Raw genomic sequence first — 16440 nt, 5'->3', positions numbered from 1 at the left:
ATCTGGGTGTCGCGCCTTGCGATCCAAACTCACCTTTGTAGTTGCGGGAGAGGCGCTGTTTCAGCAGGTTGACGGCCATGTCGCTACAGCACTCGCGGCCGCCACATTCGCTATCCCTCGAACTGCAAGAGGTTGCGCGAGACGCACGCGACCTCATCGTGTTGTTGGAGCGTGGCCTCAATTTCCCACCGCCTCCAGACTTTCCCTCTGAGCAGCTAAAGGACATTTGCCGGTCCCTAACGCAGCTGCCCGAAGGAACAGCCGAAGGGTCTCGTCCGCCGCTCGAATACGCTCGACGCCGCTTGCCTGCCATCCGGCGGCAGTATGTGTTGAGCGACGAAGCGGCCGCAGATGATGAGCACCCGCGCTTGGCGCGAGGCGCGAGCTTTGACCAGAAGCTCTCAAGCCTCATTGCATCCGTTTCGACGGCGCTCGACGAATACCGCCGTCTCGCGGCCGAAGACGATGTCGATGAGCTTCCGCCCGAAGCTGGCATCGTTGTGTCTAGTAACTCAACAGATGCCGCAATCGCGAAGTCCGAGGCTTTCGATCTGAGCCTTGAGCGTGCTCGAGAGACCGTCGATCAAGTTACACAGCCGTCTTCCGCGCGAGCAGACGATCTAAAACGGCAGCTGCTCGACGCACGGGGCCTAAATCAGCTCGCGGCTGCTGAGATCAGCATGCCCGTTGTGATGCGGGGTTGGCTGAAAAAAGTAGTCGATGCGCTGAAGACGACGCCAACAATTATCAAGCGAACAGTCGCTGCCATGCGCGTGGGCACTGACGTTACGGAGGTCCTCTACGGCCGTTGGTGCGAATTTGCCGACGACGGCACCAAGTTCTTGTTTGCCCAGTTCCGTAAGACGCTCGACGCGTTTGAGGCCGCCGCGGACATACTGGAGAAGAGGCCGTCTGTTACTGCTACGATGGAACAAGTAGAGGAACCGCTTAGCCCTGCCGAGGCGGCAAATAAGCGAGAACGGCACCTTCAGGAACGCGTGCGAGATGCGCTCGGTGTCCTCGATATGTTCGACGTCGGTGAGCGCATCTATCGAGACGACAATGCGCATAACCTCGAAAAGCAGGCCATTATAGAGGCGGACTTGATTAGTTTAATGCATGAACTCGCCGCTCTTGATGCATATCGAAATCTCACGCGGCGCTTCACCCTCGATACCCCGGCAGCCGACGGAGGCTCGCCCACGACCCCGGCTACATTGGGCCGGGCCGGTCACGGGCTCACACAGCGTGTTTTCGAAAGACTAGTTCTAATAGCGATGCGGCAGCGCCAGCGGCCGCTTCAGAGCGGGGACGTCGTCGATGAGTTGAGACGGCTCGGAGTGCCCATCGGGGGGATCAACGAAATCAAGAACGCGTACAACAAACTTTGGCAGGCCAAGAAGCGCGGAGTACTGCAGCATGTCGAAGGTCAGGGCTATTGGATCGCCGGCACTCCAGTGCCGATCTCCAACGCGCTACAGACAGTCGGCGGGCGAGCGCTTCGCCGGATACGGTCCATCGGCATGCGGAGCAAAAGAACCGGCAACCCGCGGGGCAGGCAGGCTGCAATTAGGCCCGCAGACCTCGAGCGCATCCGTAAAATGCTGCTGTCGAACAAGACGGTTCGAGAGGTAAGCGCCATGCTCGACGTCACCACAGCAACGATCTACAAGCACTTTCCAGGCGGGGTTGAGAAGTTGCGGGAGATGTACCCCGATGAGACGGTACCGCTCGTCCGGAAAAAGATGCGGCGCGTTAAGCGCGGGCCGCACAGGAGCGGAGGCGGACGACCAAGCTCACTATCGGCTGACCAGATAGTTGCCGTGGTTGCAGCGCGAAACGCTGGTAAGACCGTTGAACATATCGCTGAAGAATTCGGAGTCAGCACTTCGATCGTCTACAGGCATCTGCGCAAGGCGAAGGCCACGTAGATGCTGCACAGAGGCGTGGGGCGCCTACCCTCTATGCGGTTCAGTCGCGCGGCCCGCGCGGCGGCAGCGGCTTCACGCGCAAAGGCAACCTCGCGCTCGCCGCCGACGCCGTAGCCGAATTCACGGCTGGCGCCGGCTCAAGCTTGGCCGGCGAAGGCGGCAAGGGCGCGTCATGGCGAAGCCATGCTCCGCATGGACGGGCCCCGCGCCTTAGGCGCGGTCCCCAGCTTGCGCGACAAGAGCCGCAAAAGAATCTTCTCTCGCCTCGTGTCGCGCAACAAAACAAGCTCAGTCGTCCTTTTTCTTTTTCTTGTCGACGACCTTGTCGCCGAGCTTGCCCTTGATGCTCTCGATGCCGTCCTTGAAGATGCCGTCGATGGTCTTGCGGGCGTCCGCGTCTTCCTTGCCGTCGGCGGCGTCGTAGGTCGCGGCCCAAACGATGTTGACCTCGTCCAAGTCGTCGTCATCCGGCGTCACCGTGAACTGCGCCTCGTAGTTCTTCACCGGCAGCGGGCTCTCGACGATCTCGTAGCGGTAGCTGGCATTGCCGCGCTCGACGAGCTTCTCCTTGATCACGCCGCCGTCCTGCAGGGTCAGCGTGCGGAACTCGGTATCGCCTTCCTTCGACTCCTCGCACTTCTTCACGGCCGGATGCCACTCGGCAATCGCGCACCAGCCGCCGAACTTGCCCCACAGCGCATTCTTTTCCTCTTCGACCTTGGCTTCGTCGACGCGGATCTCGAGCTTCTTGCCCGAGGTGAGGCTCGCCGCGTCGGCGCTCCCGACCAGCGGGAAAATGGCGGCGGACAACAGCAGCGCGGTGATCGGTAGTCTCATCGTTTTCTCCCAGTAAGGGCGGCACCGCCCACAGTTTTTGGTGCGCCGTCGCAGAACGGCGAAGTGGTACATTGTAACGATCAGGTGGCAAAAGTGCGAGGGCAAATCCGGCAGATCACGCGGCCGTTACGCTGGCGCCGCGGGAATTCCCGATGGCGACCTGGAAGTCGGCGAGCGGCATCGGCCGGCCGATGTAATACCCCTGCACGGAATCGCAGCCTTCTCCGCGCACCGCCGCCAGCTGCTCGTCGGTCTCCACGCCTTCCGCCGTCACCACCAGGCCGAGGCTGTGTGCCAGCATGACGATCGCGCGCACGATCATCAGCGAGCCCTCATTGCGCAAGATATCGCGAATGAAGGAGTGGTCGATTTTTATCCGGTCGAACGAGAAGCGATGCAGGTAGCTGAGCGATGAGTACCCGGTGCCGAAATCGTCGAGCGCGATCGTCACGCCAAGGTCGTTGAGTTCGTCGAGCGTCGCCACGTTGACGTCGTTGTCGTGCAGCAGCACGGACTCGGTGATCTCGAGCTCGATCCGCGATGGCTCGACACCTGACTCCTCCAGGGCGGCGGCGACCGTGCGCACGAGGCCCGGCCTGTCGAACTGCATCGGTGAAAGGTTGATCGCCACGCGGATATCCGCGGGCAACTGGGCCGCGGCACGGCATCCCTCGCGGACGACCCAGCTTCCCAGCTGCTCGATGAGGCCACATTGCTCGGCGAGCGGAATGAAATCCGACGGCGAGATCATACCCCGCTCGGGGTGGCGCCAACGCAGCAGCGCCTCCGCCCCGGTCACGGCAAACCGCTGCAAATCCAAGATGGGCTGGAAATAAAGCTCGAATTGCTGCCGCGACAGCCCGTCCCGCAGGTCGGCCTCGGCGCGCCGGCGCGCCTGCATACGAGCGTTGAGTTCCTTCTCATAAAAGAAGTAGGTGCCCCGCCCCATCTCCTTCACGCGGCGCATGGCGAGCGACGCATCCTGGATGAGCTCGTCGGCCGTATTTGCATCTGTATCCAGCGCAATGCCGGTGCTGGCGCCGAGTTCCAGGCGCTGACCGCAGGCCAGGAACGGCTGTCCGATCAGCTCGATGACCTGCAGTGCACGCTTCGCGATGTCGTGCTCGTTGAAGTCGCCGACCTGGATGACGGCAAACTCGTCGCCGCCCATGCGTGCAACCGCGTCATGATCTTTGACGATGCTGCGCAGGCGGCTGGCGATGACATTCAATAGCTCGTCGCCGACAGAGTAGCCGAGCATCTCGTTCACCGCCTGGAACCGGTCGAGGCCGATGTATTGCACGGCGATGCGCTGGCCCGTCTCCGCCACGACGGCCATCGTCTCGCTGATGCGCTGCTGAAAGCGGGCGCGGTTCGGCAGGCGGGTCAGCGGATCGGTGAAGGCCTGCTCGTAGGCACGCGATCGGGTTTCCTCGTGCTCCAGCGCAATCGTGCAAAGATGCAGGCACGTCGCCACCACCTGCCGTTCGAGCGGCGTCGGTCCTCGCGACCGCGGGTAATAGAATGCAAACGCGCCAATCACCCGGCCGTCCGCCCCCTTGATCGGGCTCGACCAGCAGGCGCGCAAGCCCAGCGGCAGCGCTAACTGCTTGTAATCCTCCCACAGCGGGTCGGTTTCGATGTCGGTGACCTCGACGGCCTCTCCACGGAATGCAGCGGTGCCGCACGAGCCCATTTTCGGACCGATCAGCGCCCCGTCGATGGCGCTGGAATAGTGCACCGGCAGGCTGGGACTGGCGACATGACGGAGCTGCTGCTGGCGATCAACGGAAAGTACGGAGCAGATGACCGAAGGCGCCAGGGCCTCGACGCGCCGGCACAGCGTCTCCATTATCCCCGTCAGCGGCACGCCGGTCGCCATTGCCTGGAGAATTTCCTGCTGCAGCAAATGCAGCCGCCGCGTCGCCGAGCGGCGAATCTCGATCTTGGCGAGGGGCCTACCCAGGCTGATGAAGCGGCCGATTTCGAGTTCTACGACCTCGCTGCTCGTCCCATCCTTGGCGCGCGCCAGCACATGCACGATCGTGGCATCGCCATCCCGCTGGACCTTGCGCCAAATCTCACGCCAGCCGGCGGAGTCGAACTCCGGCCAGATGTGGCCGATCAGCCGATCACGAAATTCTAACGTCGAATGTCCGCAGTCGTCGGCAAACGCCGGAGACCACCCGTGCAGTCGCCCCTGCTCGTCGAAGAGTGCAATGGGTGCATGCGGCGCGTGCTGGATTTCGATCGCGTGGTCGCGCGCCTGCATTGGCAGTTTGCCCTGTTGGCTGTCCCGCATGAGAGACTGGCCTGAGTCCGCAAACTAAATCGATCACAAACTCCGCTAAATATAGAGTTAGAGAAATAAATCCGTTTATTGGCGTTGACACGCTCGACAGCCAAAAAAACGCTGCTCATTTACCATGGGCGCGTCCAAAGGCGGCAAATCCTATAGAGGACATCGCATTTGCCATTGCCCCAACTAGGGCGCCCGGTGTCGCGCCTGTGCGGTCCGCTCCAACGCGGCGCGAACGAGGCCGTCGATGTGCAGGCCCGTCGCAAGCAATGTCAGGAATTCTCGCTCGCCGTCTTGAATCGCTAGATCGCTCGCCGCCACCTCGGCGGCCAGGGCGAAAGCAGTCTCGCGTAGTTCGCCGGGCAACGCCTCGACGATCAAGCGCACGACCTTGTGAACCCCATCGGGCTTGGAAAGTAGCTTTCCGCAATCCTGCGCTTCGCGACTGAGCCATGCATGCTCAATCCCGCGGAAGGCAGGCAGCTCTTTCACCATCGTGTTGATGCGCGCCAGCTCGTGCTCCGTAATCGTCCGGTCGGCGGCCGCGGCAGTCACCATGGCGTAGATGAGCGCCTCCTGCGGCGACAGCTTTGCCTTCATTGTCTGGTCGCTCTGCACGTTCTCTCCATCGAAGCCGGTGAAACCGCGTCATAGAAGGCCCTGGCGCAACTGCGGGCGTTGACGTAAGTGGCGGCCGGAACATAGGGTTCCGCGCGCGCTAGTTCCACCGCCCTTCAGCCATCCAGCATAGAAACGCTTTTTCAATGTCCTCTCCTGATTCCGTCGTCACGGCCGCACTCTCGGAAGCGAAGGCCTGGCCTTTCGAGGAGGCGCGGCGGCTCATCGCGCGGCTGGCTAAGATCAAGGGCGGCGACGAAAAGACGGTCATCTTCGAGACCGGCTACGGCCCGTCGGGGCTGCCGCACATCGGCACGTTCGGCGAGGTGGCGCGTACCAGCATGGTCCGGCACGCCTTCGAACTGCTGACCGACGGTCGCCGCAAGACGCGTCTCATCTGCTTCTCCGACGACATGGACGGTCTGCGCAAGGTCCCGAGCAACGTCCCCAACCAGGAGCTGCTGCACGCCGCGCTCAACAAGCCACTCACCGCCGTTCCCGACCCGTTCGGGAAGTTCGAGAGCTTCGCGCACCACAACAACGCCATGCTGCGCGACTTCCTCGACCGCTTCGGGTTCGACTACGAGTTCATGTCGGCGACGGAAGCCTACAAGGCAGGCGTGTTCGACGAGACGCTGCTGGAGATGCTCAAGGCTTACGACAAGGTCATGGACATCATCCTGCCGACGCTCGGGCCGGAGCGCCGCGCGACGTACTCGCCCTTCCTGCCCGTCAGCCCGCGCACCGGCAGGGTGCTCCAGGTGCCGATGGTCGAGCGGCATCCTCGCAAGGGGACCATCGTCTACGTCGATCCCGATACCGGCGAGAAGATAGAAACGAAGGTGACCGGCGGCGCGGTGAAGTGCCAGTGGAAGGCGGACTGGGCGATGCGCTGGACCGCGCTCGGCGTCGACTACGAGATGGCCGGTAAGGACCTGATCGATTCCGTCACGCTGTCGTCGCGCATCTGCAAGGCCCTCGGCGGCGCGCCGCCCGAGGGCTTCAACTACGAGTTGTTCCTCGACGACAAGGGCGAGAAGATTTCGAAGTCGAGGGGCAACGGGCTCACCATCGACGATTGGCTCAAGTACGCCAGCCCCGAGAGCCTGTCGTTGTTCATGTACCAGAAGCCGAAGACGGCGAAGCGGCTCTACTTCGACGTCATCCCCCGCGCCGTCGACGAGTATCTGCAGCTGCTCGCCGCCTATCCGCGCCAAGACGGCAAGGCGAAGCTCGACAATGCCGTCTGGCACGTTCACTCGGGCAATCCACCCGCCGCGGAAGTGCCGCTCACCTTCGTGCTGCTGCTCAACCTAGTCGCCGCCTCCAACGCCGGCGACAAGGACGTGTTGTGGGGCTTCATCCGCCGTCACGTGAAGGGCGTCAGCCCCGAGACGCATCCGCTCCTCGACCAGCTCGCCGGGTACGCGGTGCGCTACTACACCGACTTCGTGAAGCCGCGAAAGAAGTACCGTCTTGCCGACGCGGAGGAGACGGCAGCCCTCAATGCACTGTCGAACGCCTTGAAGACTGCAAGCGCGGACGCGACTGCCGAAGATCTGCAGGGCATCATCTACGACGTGGGGCGCGCCGTTCCCCGCTACCAAGACCACAACGCCAAGGGTGCGACGCCGGAACGTCCCGGCGTATCGAACGCCTGGTTCAACACGATCTACGAGGTGCTGCTGGGCGAGGAGAAGGGGCCGCGTTTCGGCAGCTTCGTGCAACTCTACGGGATTAAGGAGACGCGCGCGCTGATCGACAAGGCATTGAGCGGCGAGCTGACGAAGGCCGCTTGAGCCGGTGTGTCAGGCGACGTCGCTGCGCGTGCCGTGCCCCTGCATGGCGGCAATGTCGATGCCCCAGATCTCGCGCATCAGGGCGAGCAGCTTCGCCTCGCGGGCGCGGATATCGCCCGCCCGCCACACGTTGCATTCGACGACGTCGCGGGTAATCGCGAGGACCGGCGGATCGTCGTCCATCCCGCGGTAGATCTCCCGCTTGCGATAGAATTCCTGGTTGCGCGCCCGGTCGTTCTGCTTCTGCGTCACGGCAACGAGATTGCCGAGGCTTTCCGTGCAGATCTCGCGCTCCTCGCCGTCGGCGAACCAACGCCGCCATTCGCTCGTCGCGCCTGGACGCTGCGGCAGCACGTGCTCGACGCTGTAGTCTTTTGGGTCGAGGATCGTGGCGCTGCGCGTCAGCTCGTCGTTGAGCCGCAGGAGCAGCTGCTTGCACACTTGCGCGTCGCGCCGGTACATCGAGCGCAGGTGATAGCTGATGTTGCGGACTTCCTCGCGCGTCAGAGCGAACGGCCCGTCGCCGGGTCGCAGCGCCGCGTGTGCCTTGATGAGCTGCACGGCGTTGGCGAGCCGGCGCGCCCGCTTGCCGGCGCCGAGGCAAAGCATGCGCAGGAGGTGCACGAGCCGGTCGATCTCCTTAAGCAGCATCGTCGCGCGCTTGGGATCGTCGGCGTACTGGTGGACCGCCAGGATGGCCGCCGGCGCCCAGTCGCCCTCGGGAAGCCGTCCGAGATAGACGAGGTAGCGGCGCGCCTCGGGATCGATACTGAGATTGACGTCTGCCGCACTCAAGACCGTGTGGTAGGCCTTCGATAGCGGCTCGACGACCTGGTTCAAGAACGCCTCGGCGCCGCCGACCTCGCGGATCGTACGGCGCACGCCGGCGATGATCTTGGTGTCGCCGCGGCCGTAGATGGCGAACACGTGGCTGAAGAACGTCTCGAAGTTCGCGCCGAGGAGCCCGGCCGCGCTGTCCCACTTATCGAGCGCTGCGGCGGCGCGATCCTCCGGAATGCTCTTCAAGAGCTCCGCCTTGAGGATGTCGTTGCGCTGCAGGGCGCGGCCACGCTCGTTGAGCACCGTGAACAGCCGGTGCGCCCGGTCGATGTCGCGCGTCAGAACAACGACAAAGTGGCACTGGTCGCAAAGGTAGTCGGTCAGGCGCCGCCGGTCGGCCTCGTCGAGCGACGACAGCTCGCGCACGAAATGATCGCGCACCTTGAGCAGCCGTTCCTCGGCCTCGCTCAAAACCTCGATCGTCGGCGCCGTCAGGCTGCCGCCCCGCGTCTGCGCGTAGGTCTCGAGGAAGGACTGCTCGCGCGCGCTGACCTCGATGCGATACTTCCGGCCGAGCTGCTTAACCGCAGCGGCATCGGCGGCGATCAGATAGTCGAGCCGGTTGCGCGAGCCCCACAGCCACCGCTCCGTGCCGAGGTCGCGCAACACTCCCGCCAGCATGGCGAGCGTGACCAGTCGCTGTTGCCCGTCGATGATCTCGAAAAAGCGCGGCTCGCGCTCGCGCGACTTCGGCTTCGGCAGATCGCCGCCCGTGCCATCGAGCAGCAGGATGGTGCCGAGGAAGTAGTCGGGCTCCTCCGCCCCCGTCTGGCCGAGCCCAGCCGCACCGAGGACGTCTTCCAGAAGTTGCCCCGCCTCGGCCGTCGTCCACGAGTAGGGACGCTGGTAGCCGGGCACGGAAAAGTGGAAGGGCGCGGAGAATAGATGCGTTAGGGTCAGAGACGCTGTAGGGAGACCGGGGAACATTGATCTTCTTTTGCGTTTTGGCGATCGCAAGCGCCGGGAACGAGCCGCGGGCGCCAGTTACATGAAGGTATCATGACTACACCCGCCGCGACAGCTTCCATCTTAGAAAAGCACCTTTCCGGCAAACGACGTTCGTGGGGTGTTGATCGCGTGCGACAGGCGCGTGGCGCAGCGCCGCGCGCGGATGCGACGCGCCACACACGTGAATTATTTTCCGCGCGCGGAACTTTGTCGGTCAAGCGATGACCACGCCTCACCAATTCGTCTACAAGGTCGCGCCGCGCGCCGCGTGGGATGCAGCATGTCGCGCCGGAACCTATGAAGGTTCGGCGGACGACGTACGCGACGGCTATATCCACTTGTCGTTGTGCGAGCAGCTCGCCGGCACACTTGCCAAGCACTTCCGCGGCCAAGACGATCTCGTGCTGATCCAGTTCGAGACGCGTGCGCTCGGCGAGGCGCTGCGATGGGAAGTCTCGCGCGGAGGACAACTCTTCCCGCATCACTACGCCGGCCTTCCGACCAGCCATGCGATGGCGGTCCGCACGCTGCACCCGGGAAAAGACGGCATCCCCATGCTGCCGGAGGATCTCGCAACATGCTGAGGCAGCTGTTCGATCTTGCACCCCGCGCGCTGGCGCTGCTGCCGCCCGAGCAGGCCCACGAGGTGACGCTGCGATCGCTGGAACTCGGCGTTTATCCTGCTGCCGCGGATGCAGATCCCGCGCAAAGCGTGCAATTTTGCGGGCTTGCGCTACCTAACCCCATTGGCATCGCAGCAGGTTTCGACAAGGACGCGCGCGTCCCCGACGCCATACTCGGCCTTGGCTGCGGATTTGCGGAGATCGGCACGGTGACGCCACTGCCGCAACCCGGCAATCCTACGCCGCGCGTGTTCCGCCTTAAGCGCGACCACGCCGTCATCAATCGGCTCGGATTCAACAACGGCGGACACGCAGCGGCGCTGCGCCGCCTTCAGCAGCGCACGCAAACGGGCGTCGTCGGCGTCAACATCGGCGCCAACAAAGACGCAACGGACCGCGTCGATGACTACGTCCGCGGCCTCGACACATTCTATGGTGTCGCGAGCTACTTCACGATCAACATCTCGTCACCAAATACGCCTGGCCTGCGCGACCTTCAGGATCCCGCCGCGCTCGAGGCTCTGCTCGGTCGCCTCATGACCGCGCGCGCCAAGCACGTCGACGCCGGCAAGCCGCGCCGTCCGATCGTCGTCAAGCTCGCCCCCGACATCGACGAGCAGATGCTGCCGCAGGTCATCGCGCCACTCGCCGCCGCGAGCGTCGACGGCATCGCCGTTTCGAATACGACGCTGTCGCGCAAGGGATTGTCGGATCCGAGTGCACGCGAGACCGGCGGCCTGTCCGGTCGCCCGCTGTTCCACCGCTCCACCGTGATGCTCGCACGCGTCTACGAGGCGACCTCGGGAAAAATCCCTCTCATCGGCATTGGCGGGATCGACTCAGGTGCCAGTGCGCTCGCCAAGATCGAGGCTGGGGCGACTTTGGTGCAGCTCTATACCGGCCTCGTCTACGAAGGGCCTGGCCTGATTGCGCGCATTAAGGAGGAGTTGGCCACGGGTATGCGGCGCGCCGGTGCACGCAGCCTTTCTGACCTTGTCGGCCGCCGTTCCGCGCAATGGGCGGCCCAGTCGATCGACTAGACCGATCCGCCCCGCGGCGGCGGCGGTACGTCGGGACCGCGCGTGGCCTTGATCAGGCGCGAGATGAACCAGATCGGCACCACGACCATGGCCCCGAGAATGACGTAGCCGAGCACGGACTCGATCGCGCCGAAGCCGAGGTCGTAGATCCGCCGCAGCATCACGTTGATTCTGTCGAAGATATTCTCCGGTGTGATACCCAAGACGGAGAGTATGACGCCGACGACGAGGGAGAGCACCAGGAGGCGGACGATGACGCCCAGCACGCTGCCGCCAAGGAAAGTGTTGCGGTCCATCCGATCGTTCTCCCAGCCAGCGGTGGCGGACCCATGGTGGCCGCCCTATATCGGGTATCGCCCTTAGCATAGTTGCGGGGGCGTTTCGACAGTGGAGCGTTGCGTAGGCGAGATGAGCATCGCCAAACCGATCACCGGCGCCGGTGTCCGGCTTCCGCGGAAGCGGGCGCAAGTGCCAGCCGTCCCGACGCTGCCGGAACCGTTCGCATCCTGGTTCGCTGCCCGTGGCTGGGCCCCGCGGCCACACCAGCTCGCACTGATCGAGGCCGCGCACCAGCGCCGCTCGACCCTTCTTATTGCCCCCACCGGCGCCGGCAAGACGCTCGCCGGTTTCCTGCCCAGTCTCGTAGACTTGACGTCGCGCGGGCGTGCCAACGGCCGGCGCACCCTGCACACTCTCTATATCTCGCCGCTCAAGGCCCTTGCGGCGGACGTGGCGCGCAATTTGACGGCGCCGATCTCGGAGATGCAGCTCCCCGTCCGCACGGAGACCCGCACGGGCGATACCTCGGTCGCACGCCGTGCCCGGCAGCGACGTACGCCACCCGACATCCTGATGACGACCCCGGAGCAGCTGACGCTGCTGCTCAGCCATCCCGATAGCGCCGACCTGTTCGGCGCGCTCGATACTGTCATCCTCGATGAAGCGCACGCGCTGGCGGCGACCAAGCGGGGCGACCTGCTGGCGCTCGACCTCGCGCGCCTGCGGACGCTCGCACCCGGACTGCGCACGGTCGGGCTGTCGGCGACGGTCGCGCGCCCGACCGAGCTGCGCGCCTATCTCGTGCCGCAGCCGGACCCGGCCGCGCAGATCGACCTTGCCGACCTCGTGCTCGTCGGCGGCGGCGCCAAACCGCACATTGACATCCTCGAGCTCAACGAGACGATGCCCGCCGTCGGCCACACCAGCCGCTATGCGATCGGCGAGATCTACGACGCCATCGAAGCGCACCACCTCAGCCTGCTGTTCGTCAACACGCGCATGCAGGCGGAGCTTTTGTTCCAGGACCTGTGGCGGGTCAACGAGCTGGGACTGCCGATCGCCCTGCACCACGGATCGCTCGACGCCACGCAGCGGCGCAAGGTCGAGGCGGCGATGGCCGCCGGCACGTTGCGCGCGGTGGTCGCCACATCGACGCTCGACCTCGGCATCGACTGGGGCGACGTTGATCTCGTCATCCATGTCGGCGCGCCGAAAGGCGCAAGCCGCTTCATCCAGCGTATCGGCCGCTCCAACCATCGGCTCGACGAGCCCTCGCGAGCGATGCTCGTGCCGGGCAACCGCTTCGAGGTCCTCGAGTGCCGTGCGGCCGTCGATGCAGCCGAGGCGGGCGAGCAGGACGTGACCTTCTCGCGCCGGGGGGCGCTCGACGTGCTGGCGCAGCACATTCTCGGCACGGCCTGCACCGGGAGCTTCCACCCCGACGCCCTCTACGCCGAAGTAACGTCCGCCGCTCCCTACGCGACGCTGACGCGATCCACGTTCGATCGCGTGCTCGGTTTCGTCACCGACGGCGGATATGCGCTCAAGAACTACGAGCGCTACGCCAAGCTGAAGACGACTTCGGACGGCAAAGTGCGCATCACCCATCCCCGCTTCGTGCAGGCCTATCGAATGAACGCGGGAACGATCGTCGCCGCGCCGCTGATCAAGGTGCGCCTCGTCGGGCGGCGCACCACGTCGCGCAAGCCGCTCATTGGCGGGCGTGTCATGGGCGAGGTCGATGAATATTTCATCGAGCAGCTGCGTCCCGGCGACGCCTTCGTGCTGGCCGGAGAGGTCCTGCGTTTCGAAGGCATGAGCGAGAACGAAGCCTTCGTCACCCGTGCGAGCGCCCGCGATCCCATCATCCCCAGCTACAACAGTGGCAAGTTCCCGCTCTCGACGCACTTGGCCGAGCGCGTGCGGACGATGCTGGCCGATGCGGATCAATGGGGACGCCTGCCGCCGAACGTCGAATACTGGCTCGAGATGCAGCGCGAGCGCTCGGCCATCCCTGGCCGCGACGAGCTGTTGGTCGAGACGTTCGCGCGCCGCAACTTGAATTACCTGGTCGCCTATCCTTTCGAGGGACGCCTCGCCCACCAGACCCTCGGCATGCTGCTCACCCGGCGCCTCGATCGCGCCGGCGCCTCACCGCTCGGCTTCGTGGCGAACGACTACGGTATGGCGCTGTGGGGGTTGGGCGATCTCTCGGCGCTCGTCACCGAGGGCCGGCTCGACCTTGCGGATCTGTTCGCGCAGGACATGCTGGGCGACGATCTCGATGCGTGGCTGGCAGAATCGAACTTGATGAAGCGGACGTTCCGCCAGGTGGCGCTGATCGGCGGGCTCGTCGAGCGCCGCTCGGCGGGGCGGGAAAAGACCGGACGTCAGGTCGCGCTGTCGACCAATCTCATCTACGACGTGCTGCGCCGCCACGATCCGCACCACATTTTGCTCGAAGCGGCGTGGACCGACGCGGCCACAGGCCTGCTGGACATCGCGCGACTCGGGGATTTTCTACGCCGCATCGACGGTAGAATCAGGCATCAACCGTTGGACAGGGTATCGCCGCTTTCTGTGCCGATCCTCCTCGAGATCGGCAAGGAGGCGGTTGCCGGCTTCGCGCGCGAGGAGCTGCTGCGCGAGGCCGCCGCCGAAATGGCGCCGCGCACGACGCTAGAGGAGACGCAATGCTCGAGCTGAAACCTGAGCGCCTCGCCTTCGACGACTTCCAGGAACAGGCGATCTCAGTTTGCGGCAAACTGTTTCGCGCCGACATGTCCGGCGCCCTCTACTGGCCGAGCGAAGACGCGCTGATCGTCGCCGACCTGCACCTCGAGAAGGGCTCGTCTCTGGCGAAGCGCGGCCAGCTCGTTCCGCCCTACGACACCCGCGAGACGCTGCAAAAGCTGGCGACCGCCATCGACCGCTATGATGCCGGCACCGTAATCGCTCTCGGCGACAGCCTCCACGACATCGATGCGTCGGGCCGCATCGGGCTCGAGGAGCTCGAGATCCTGCACATCATGCAGGACGATCGGGAGTGGATCTGGGTCACGGGAAACCACGACCCCAAGGTTGGCGAGCGGCTTGGTGGCAGCGTCGTCGCCGAGATCGAGGTCGAAGGGATCGTGCTGCGTCATGAGCCGCGGCCGGGGCACGTCACGCACGAGATCGCCGGCCACCTGCACCCGGCGGCGAAATTATCGATGCACGGCTACACGCTGCGCCGGCCCTGCTTCGTCGGGAACGGGCACCGCCTGGTGCTTCCAGCGTTCGGGACATACACCGGGGGGCTCAACATCCTCACCGATCCGTTCGAGCCTCTGTTCGGCAACGACGGCATGCACGTGTGGATGCTCGGCCAGGAGGGGCTCTATCCCGTCGCGACGCGGCTCTTGAAAGAAGACTGATCGGCTACGCCGTCTGCCGGCGGAAGTACGCCGAGGCGATCAACCCGCAACCGACGGCGATCAGAACCGCGATCAGGCCATAGCTCATCGGGTAGACGAACGCGAAGTTGTGCACGAGCCATTCGATGCCGGTCCGGTGCAGGGTGACGCGGGCGATGTGCGCACTCACCACCTCGCCATTGCGGAACAAGTAGGTGCGGGCTACCAGCGGGCCCACGGGAACGTTGGCCGGCAGCGCGATGGTGCTGCGGAACAGGCTGCGTCCGACGAACTCCACGCCATTTGGCGCGAGGACGTACAGGTTGTCCTTCTTCTTCAGGCGAATGACTGCCGACCGGAAGGCCGCGACCTCGTAATCCTTGAAGCCGCTGCGCGCCGCGCCGGAGGGGGTCATCTTGATGTGCTGCAACCCGATGGCGTGCCGCTCGAGGACGCCGGGGCCGGCGACCTGCTCGATCGGACGCGTCGAGGCGATGGCGTAGTAGCTCGGCACCGATCCGAAGGTAACCGAGGACGTGTTGACCCACACGCCGGCGACGTCGCTCTTGCGCCGAACGACAATCGGGAACGGGGTGCCTTCGACCACGACGACGACGTCGTAATAGCCCGCGTATTGCTCCCGCGGCGCCTGGCTGTTGTCGACGCTGCCGAAGACGATGATCTCGTGACCGGTGAATCCGGTCGTCACTTCGAGCGTCCGCGTCGAGATATCGGCCTCGACTTTTTCTTGGGGGACGGACGGCGTCGGCGCAAACGTGGGGCGCGGCACGGAGCGCGGCGCGGCCGGACCCTGCGCGGCTGCTGGCAGCGCGCACGCGAGAAGCAAGAATACAGGCAGCAGAAGGCGGAGCATCAGATGCCTCCCCCGATCAGCGGACCGATCGAGTAGATCTCGGTCGGCCTAACCATCAGGTCCCAGCCGATGCGCAGGCAGACCAGCAGCACCAGCGCCGCCAGCATGAAGCGCAATTGCTCGCCCTTGAGACGGCCACCAGCGGCCGCGCCGAATTGGGCGCCGATCACGCCGCCGACGATGAGCAGCAAGGCCAGCACCACGTCGACCGCCTTGTTCTCCATGGCTTGCAGGAGCGTCGTCACCGCCATGACGAAGACGATCTGGAACAGCGACGTGCCGATGACGACGCTGGTCGGCACGCGCAACAGGTAGATCATGGCGGGCACCATGACGAAGCCGCCGCCGACACCCATGATCGCCGCCATGAAGCCGACGAAGGCGCCGATCATCGCCGCCGGCACGGCGCTGATGTAGAGCTTCGAACGATGGAACCGCATCTTGAAGGGTAGGCCGTGCACCCAGCTGTGCTGGCGCGTCTTGCGGGCCGACACCGGCTTGCCCGACCGCGTCTTCTGAATGCTGCCGACGCTCTCGATCAGCATCAGCGCCCCGACCGCGCCGAGGAAGGTGACATAGCTCAGCGACACGAACAGGTCGAACTGGCCGGCCTGCCGCAAAATTTTCATCAGCGCCACGCCGATGACCGATCCAACAATACCGCCGGCGACCAGCACCGCGCCGAGCTTCACGTCGACGTTGTTGCGGCGGTACTGGGCCATGGCGCCGGAGACCGACGAGGCGAGGATCTGCATCGAGCCGGTGCCGACGGCGACGGGGGCGGGCACGCCCATGAAGATCAAGAGCGGCGTAAGCAGGAACCCGCCGCCCACGCCGAACAGCCCGGACAGAAAGCCGACGGCGCAGCCCATGCCGAGGAAGAGCGCTACATTGACGGACATCTCGGCGATGGGCAGGTAGATGTTCATCAGTTTCGCTAGCGGACGAACCTCGGGA

Annotated in this window: 13 protein-coding genes; 6 read left to right on the top strand and 7 right to left on the bottom strand. The window is 64.7% G+C overall.

Going from position 1 to position 16440, the window contains the following annotated elements; all coding sequences use genetic code 11:
- Window positions 1-329: 329 nt before the first annotated feature.
- Window positions 330-1931, top strand: a complete 1602-nt coding sequence (locus GIW81_RS14865) for a helix-turn-helix domain-containing protein (protein WP_195930583.1) — start codon at window positions 330-332, stop codon at window positions 1929-1931.
- Window positions 1932-2219: 288 nt separating this feature from the next.
- Here GIW81_RS14865 and GIW81_RS14860 read toward each other — a convergent pair whose 3' ends face one another.
- From GIW81_RS14860 to GIW81_RS14850, 3 genes are all read right to left on the bottom strand, one after another.
- The gene (locus tag GIW81_RS14860) at window positions 2220-2768 is read right to left on the bottom strand and encodes an SRPBCC family protein (protein ID WP_154740146.1); all 549 of its coding nucleotides are present in this window, start codon (window positions 2766-2768) and stop codon (window positions 2220-2222) included.
- 115 nt (window positions 2769-2883) lie between these two features.
- Window positions 2884-5040, bottom strand: a complete 2157-nt coding sequence (locus tag GIW81_RS14855) for a putative bifunctional diguanylate cyclase/phosphodiesterase (protein WP_195930582.1) — start codon at window positions 5038-5040, stop codon at window positions 2884-2886.
- Between the two features lie 213 nt (window positions 5041-5253).
- Window positions 5254-5685, bottom strand: coding sequence for a tellurite resistance TerB family protein (locus tag GIW81_RS14850; protein WP_154740144.1), 432 nt, complete (start codon window positions 5683-5685; stop codon window positions 5254-5256).
- A gap of 146 nt (window positions 5686-5831) precedes the next feature.
- Here GIW81_RS14850 and GIW81_RS14845 point away from each other — a divergent pair, with 146 nt between their 5' ends.
- The gene (locus GIW81_RS14845) at window positions 5832-7484 is read left to right on the top strand and encodes a lysine--tRNA ligase (protein ID WP_154740143.1); all 1653 of its coding nucleotides are present in this window, start codon (window positions 5832-5834) and stop codon (window positions 7482-7484) included.
- A 9-nt stretch (window positions 7485-7493) separates the two neighbouring features.
- Here GIW81_RS14845 and GIW81_RS14840 read toward each other — a convergent pair whose 3' ends face one another.
- A complete protein-coding gene (locus GIW81_RS14840; RefSeq protein ID WP_154740142.1) occupies window positions 7494-9251 on the bottom strand; it encodes a DUF262 domain-containing protein in 1758 nt (585 codons plus the stop codon).
- A gap of 242 nt (window positions 9252-9493) precedes the next feature.
- Here GIW81_RS14840 and GIW81_RS14835 point away from each other — a divergent pair, with 242 nt between their 5' ends.
- Together GIW81_RS14835 and GIW81_RS14830 are read left to right on the top strand one after the other, a co-directional pair.
- Window positions 9494-9856: a DUF952 domain-containing protein gene (locus GIW81_RS14835; protein ID WP_154740141.1), complete on the top strand. Its 363-nt coding sequence runs from the start codon at window positions 9494-9496 to the stop codon at window positions 9854-9856.
- Entirely contained in the window at window positions 9853-10935 is a 1083-nt protein-coding gene (locus GIW81_RS14830) for a quinone-dependent dihydroorotate dehydrogenase (RefSeq protein ID WP_407658207.1), read from the top strand. Before GIW81_RS14835 ends, GIW81_RS14830 begins: the two co-directional genes overlap by 4 nt.
- On the opposite strand, the gene GIW81_RS14825 is transcribed toward GIW81_RS14830, so the two are convergent.
- The gene (locus GIW81_RS14825; protein ID WP_154740139.1) at window positions 10932-11231 is read right to left on the bottom strand and encodes a DUF6460 domain-containing protein; all 300 of its coding nucleotides are present in this window, start codon (window positions 11229-11231) and stop codon (window positions 10932-10934) included. The two genes, GIW81_RS14830 and GIW81_RS14825, sit on opposite strands and share 4 nt — an antisense overlap.
- 112 nt (window positions 11232-11343) lie before the next feature.
- Between GIW81_RS14825 and GIW81_RS14820 the strand changes: the two genes are divergently transcribed.
- Together GIW81_RS14820 and pdeM are read left to right on the top strand one after the other, a co-directional pair.
- Window positions 11344-13920 (top strand): ligase-associated DNA damage response DEXH box helicase, encoded by a 2577-nt coding sequence (locus GIW81_RS14820; RefSeq protein ID WP_154740138.1) that lies wholly within the window; start codon window positions 11344-11346, stop codon window positions 13918-13920.
- A complete protein-coding gene (pdeM, locus tag GIW81_RS14815) occupies window positions 13908-14630 on the top strand; it encodes a ligase-associated DNA damage response endonuclease PdeM (RefSeq protein WP_154740137.1) in 723 nt (240 codons plus the stop codon). The genes GIW81_RS14820 and pdeM overlap by 13 nt, the downstream gene beginning before the upstream one ends.
- A 4-nt stretch (window positions 14631-14634) precedes the next feature.
- Here the strand turns inward: pdeM and GIW81_RS14810 are convergent, their stop codons facing one another.
- Together GIW81_RS14810 and GIW81_RS14805 are read right to left on the bottom strand one after the other, a co-directional pair.
- Window positions 14635-15483 carry a TIGR02186 family protein gene (locus GIW81_RS14810; protein ID WP_154740136.1) on the bottom strand — a complete coding sequence of 283 codons (849 nt, stop codon included), beginning with the start codon at window positions 15481-15483 and terminating at the stop codon, window positions 14635-14637.
- Window positions 15483-16412 (bottom strand): sulfite exporter TauE/SafE family protein, encoded by a 930-nt coding sequence (locus GIW81_RS14805; RefSeq protein ID WP_154740135.1) that lies wholly within the window; start codon window positions 16410-16412, stop codon window positions 15483-15485. The genes GIW81_RS14810 and GIW81_RS14805 overlap by 1 nt, the downstream gene beginning before the upstream one ends.
- Window positions 16413-16440 lie beyond the last annotated feature (28 nt).

The organism is Hyphomicrobium album (assembly GCF_009708035.1).
Lineage (GTDB): Bacteria > Pseudomonadota > Alphaproteobacteria > Rhizobiales > Hyphomicrobiaceae > Hyphomicrobium_A > Hyphomicrobium_A album.
This window is presented reverse-complemented; position numbering and strand designations above follow the sequence as displayed.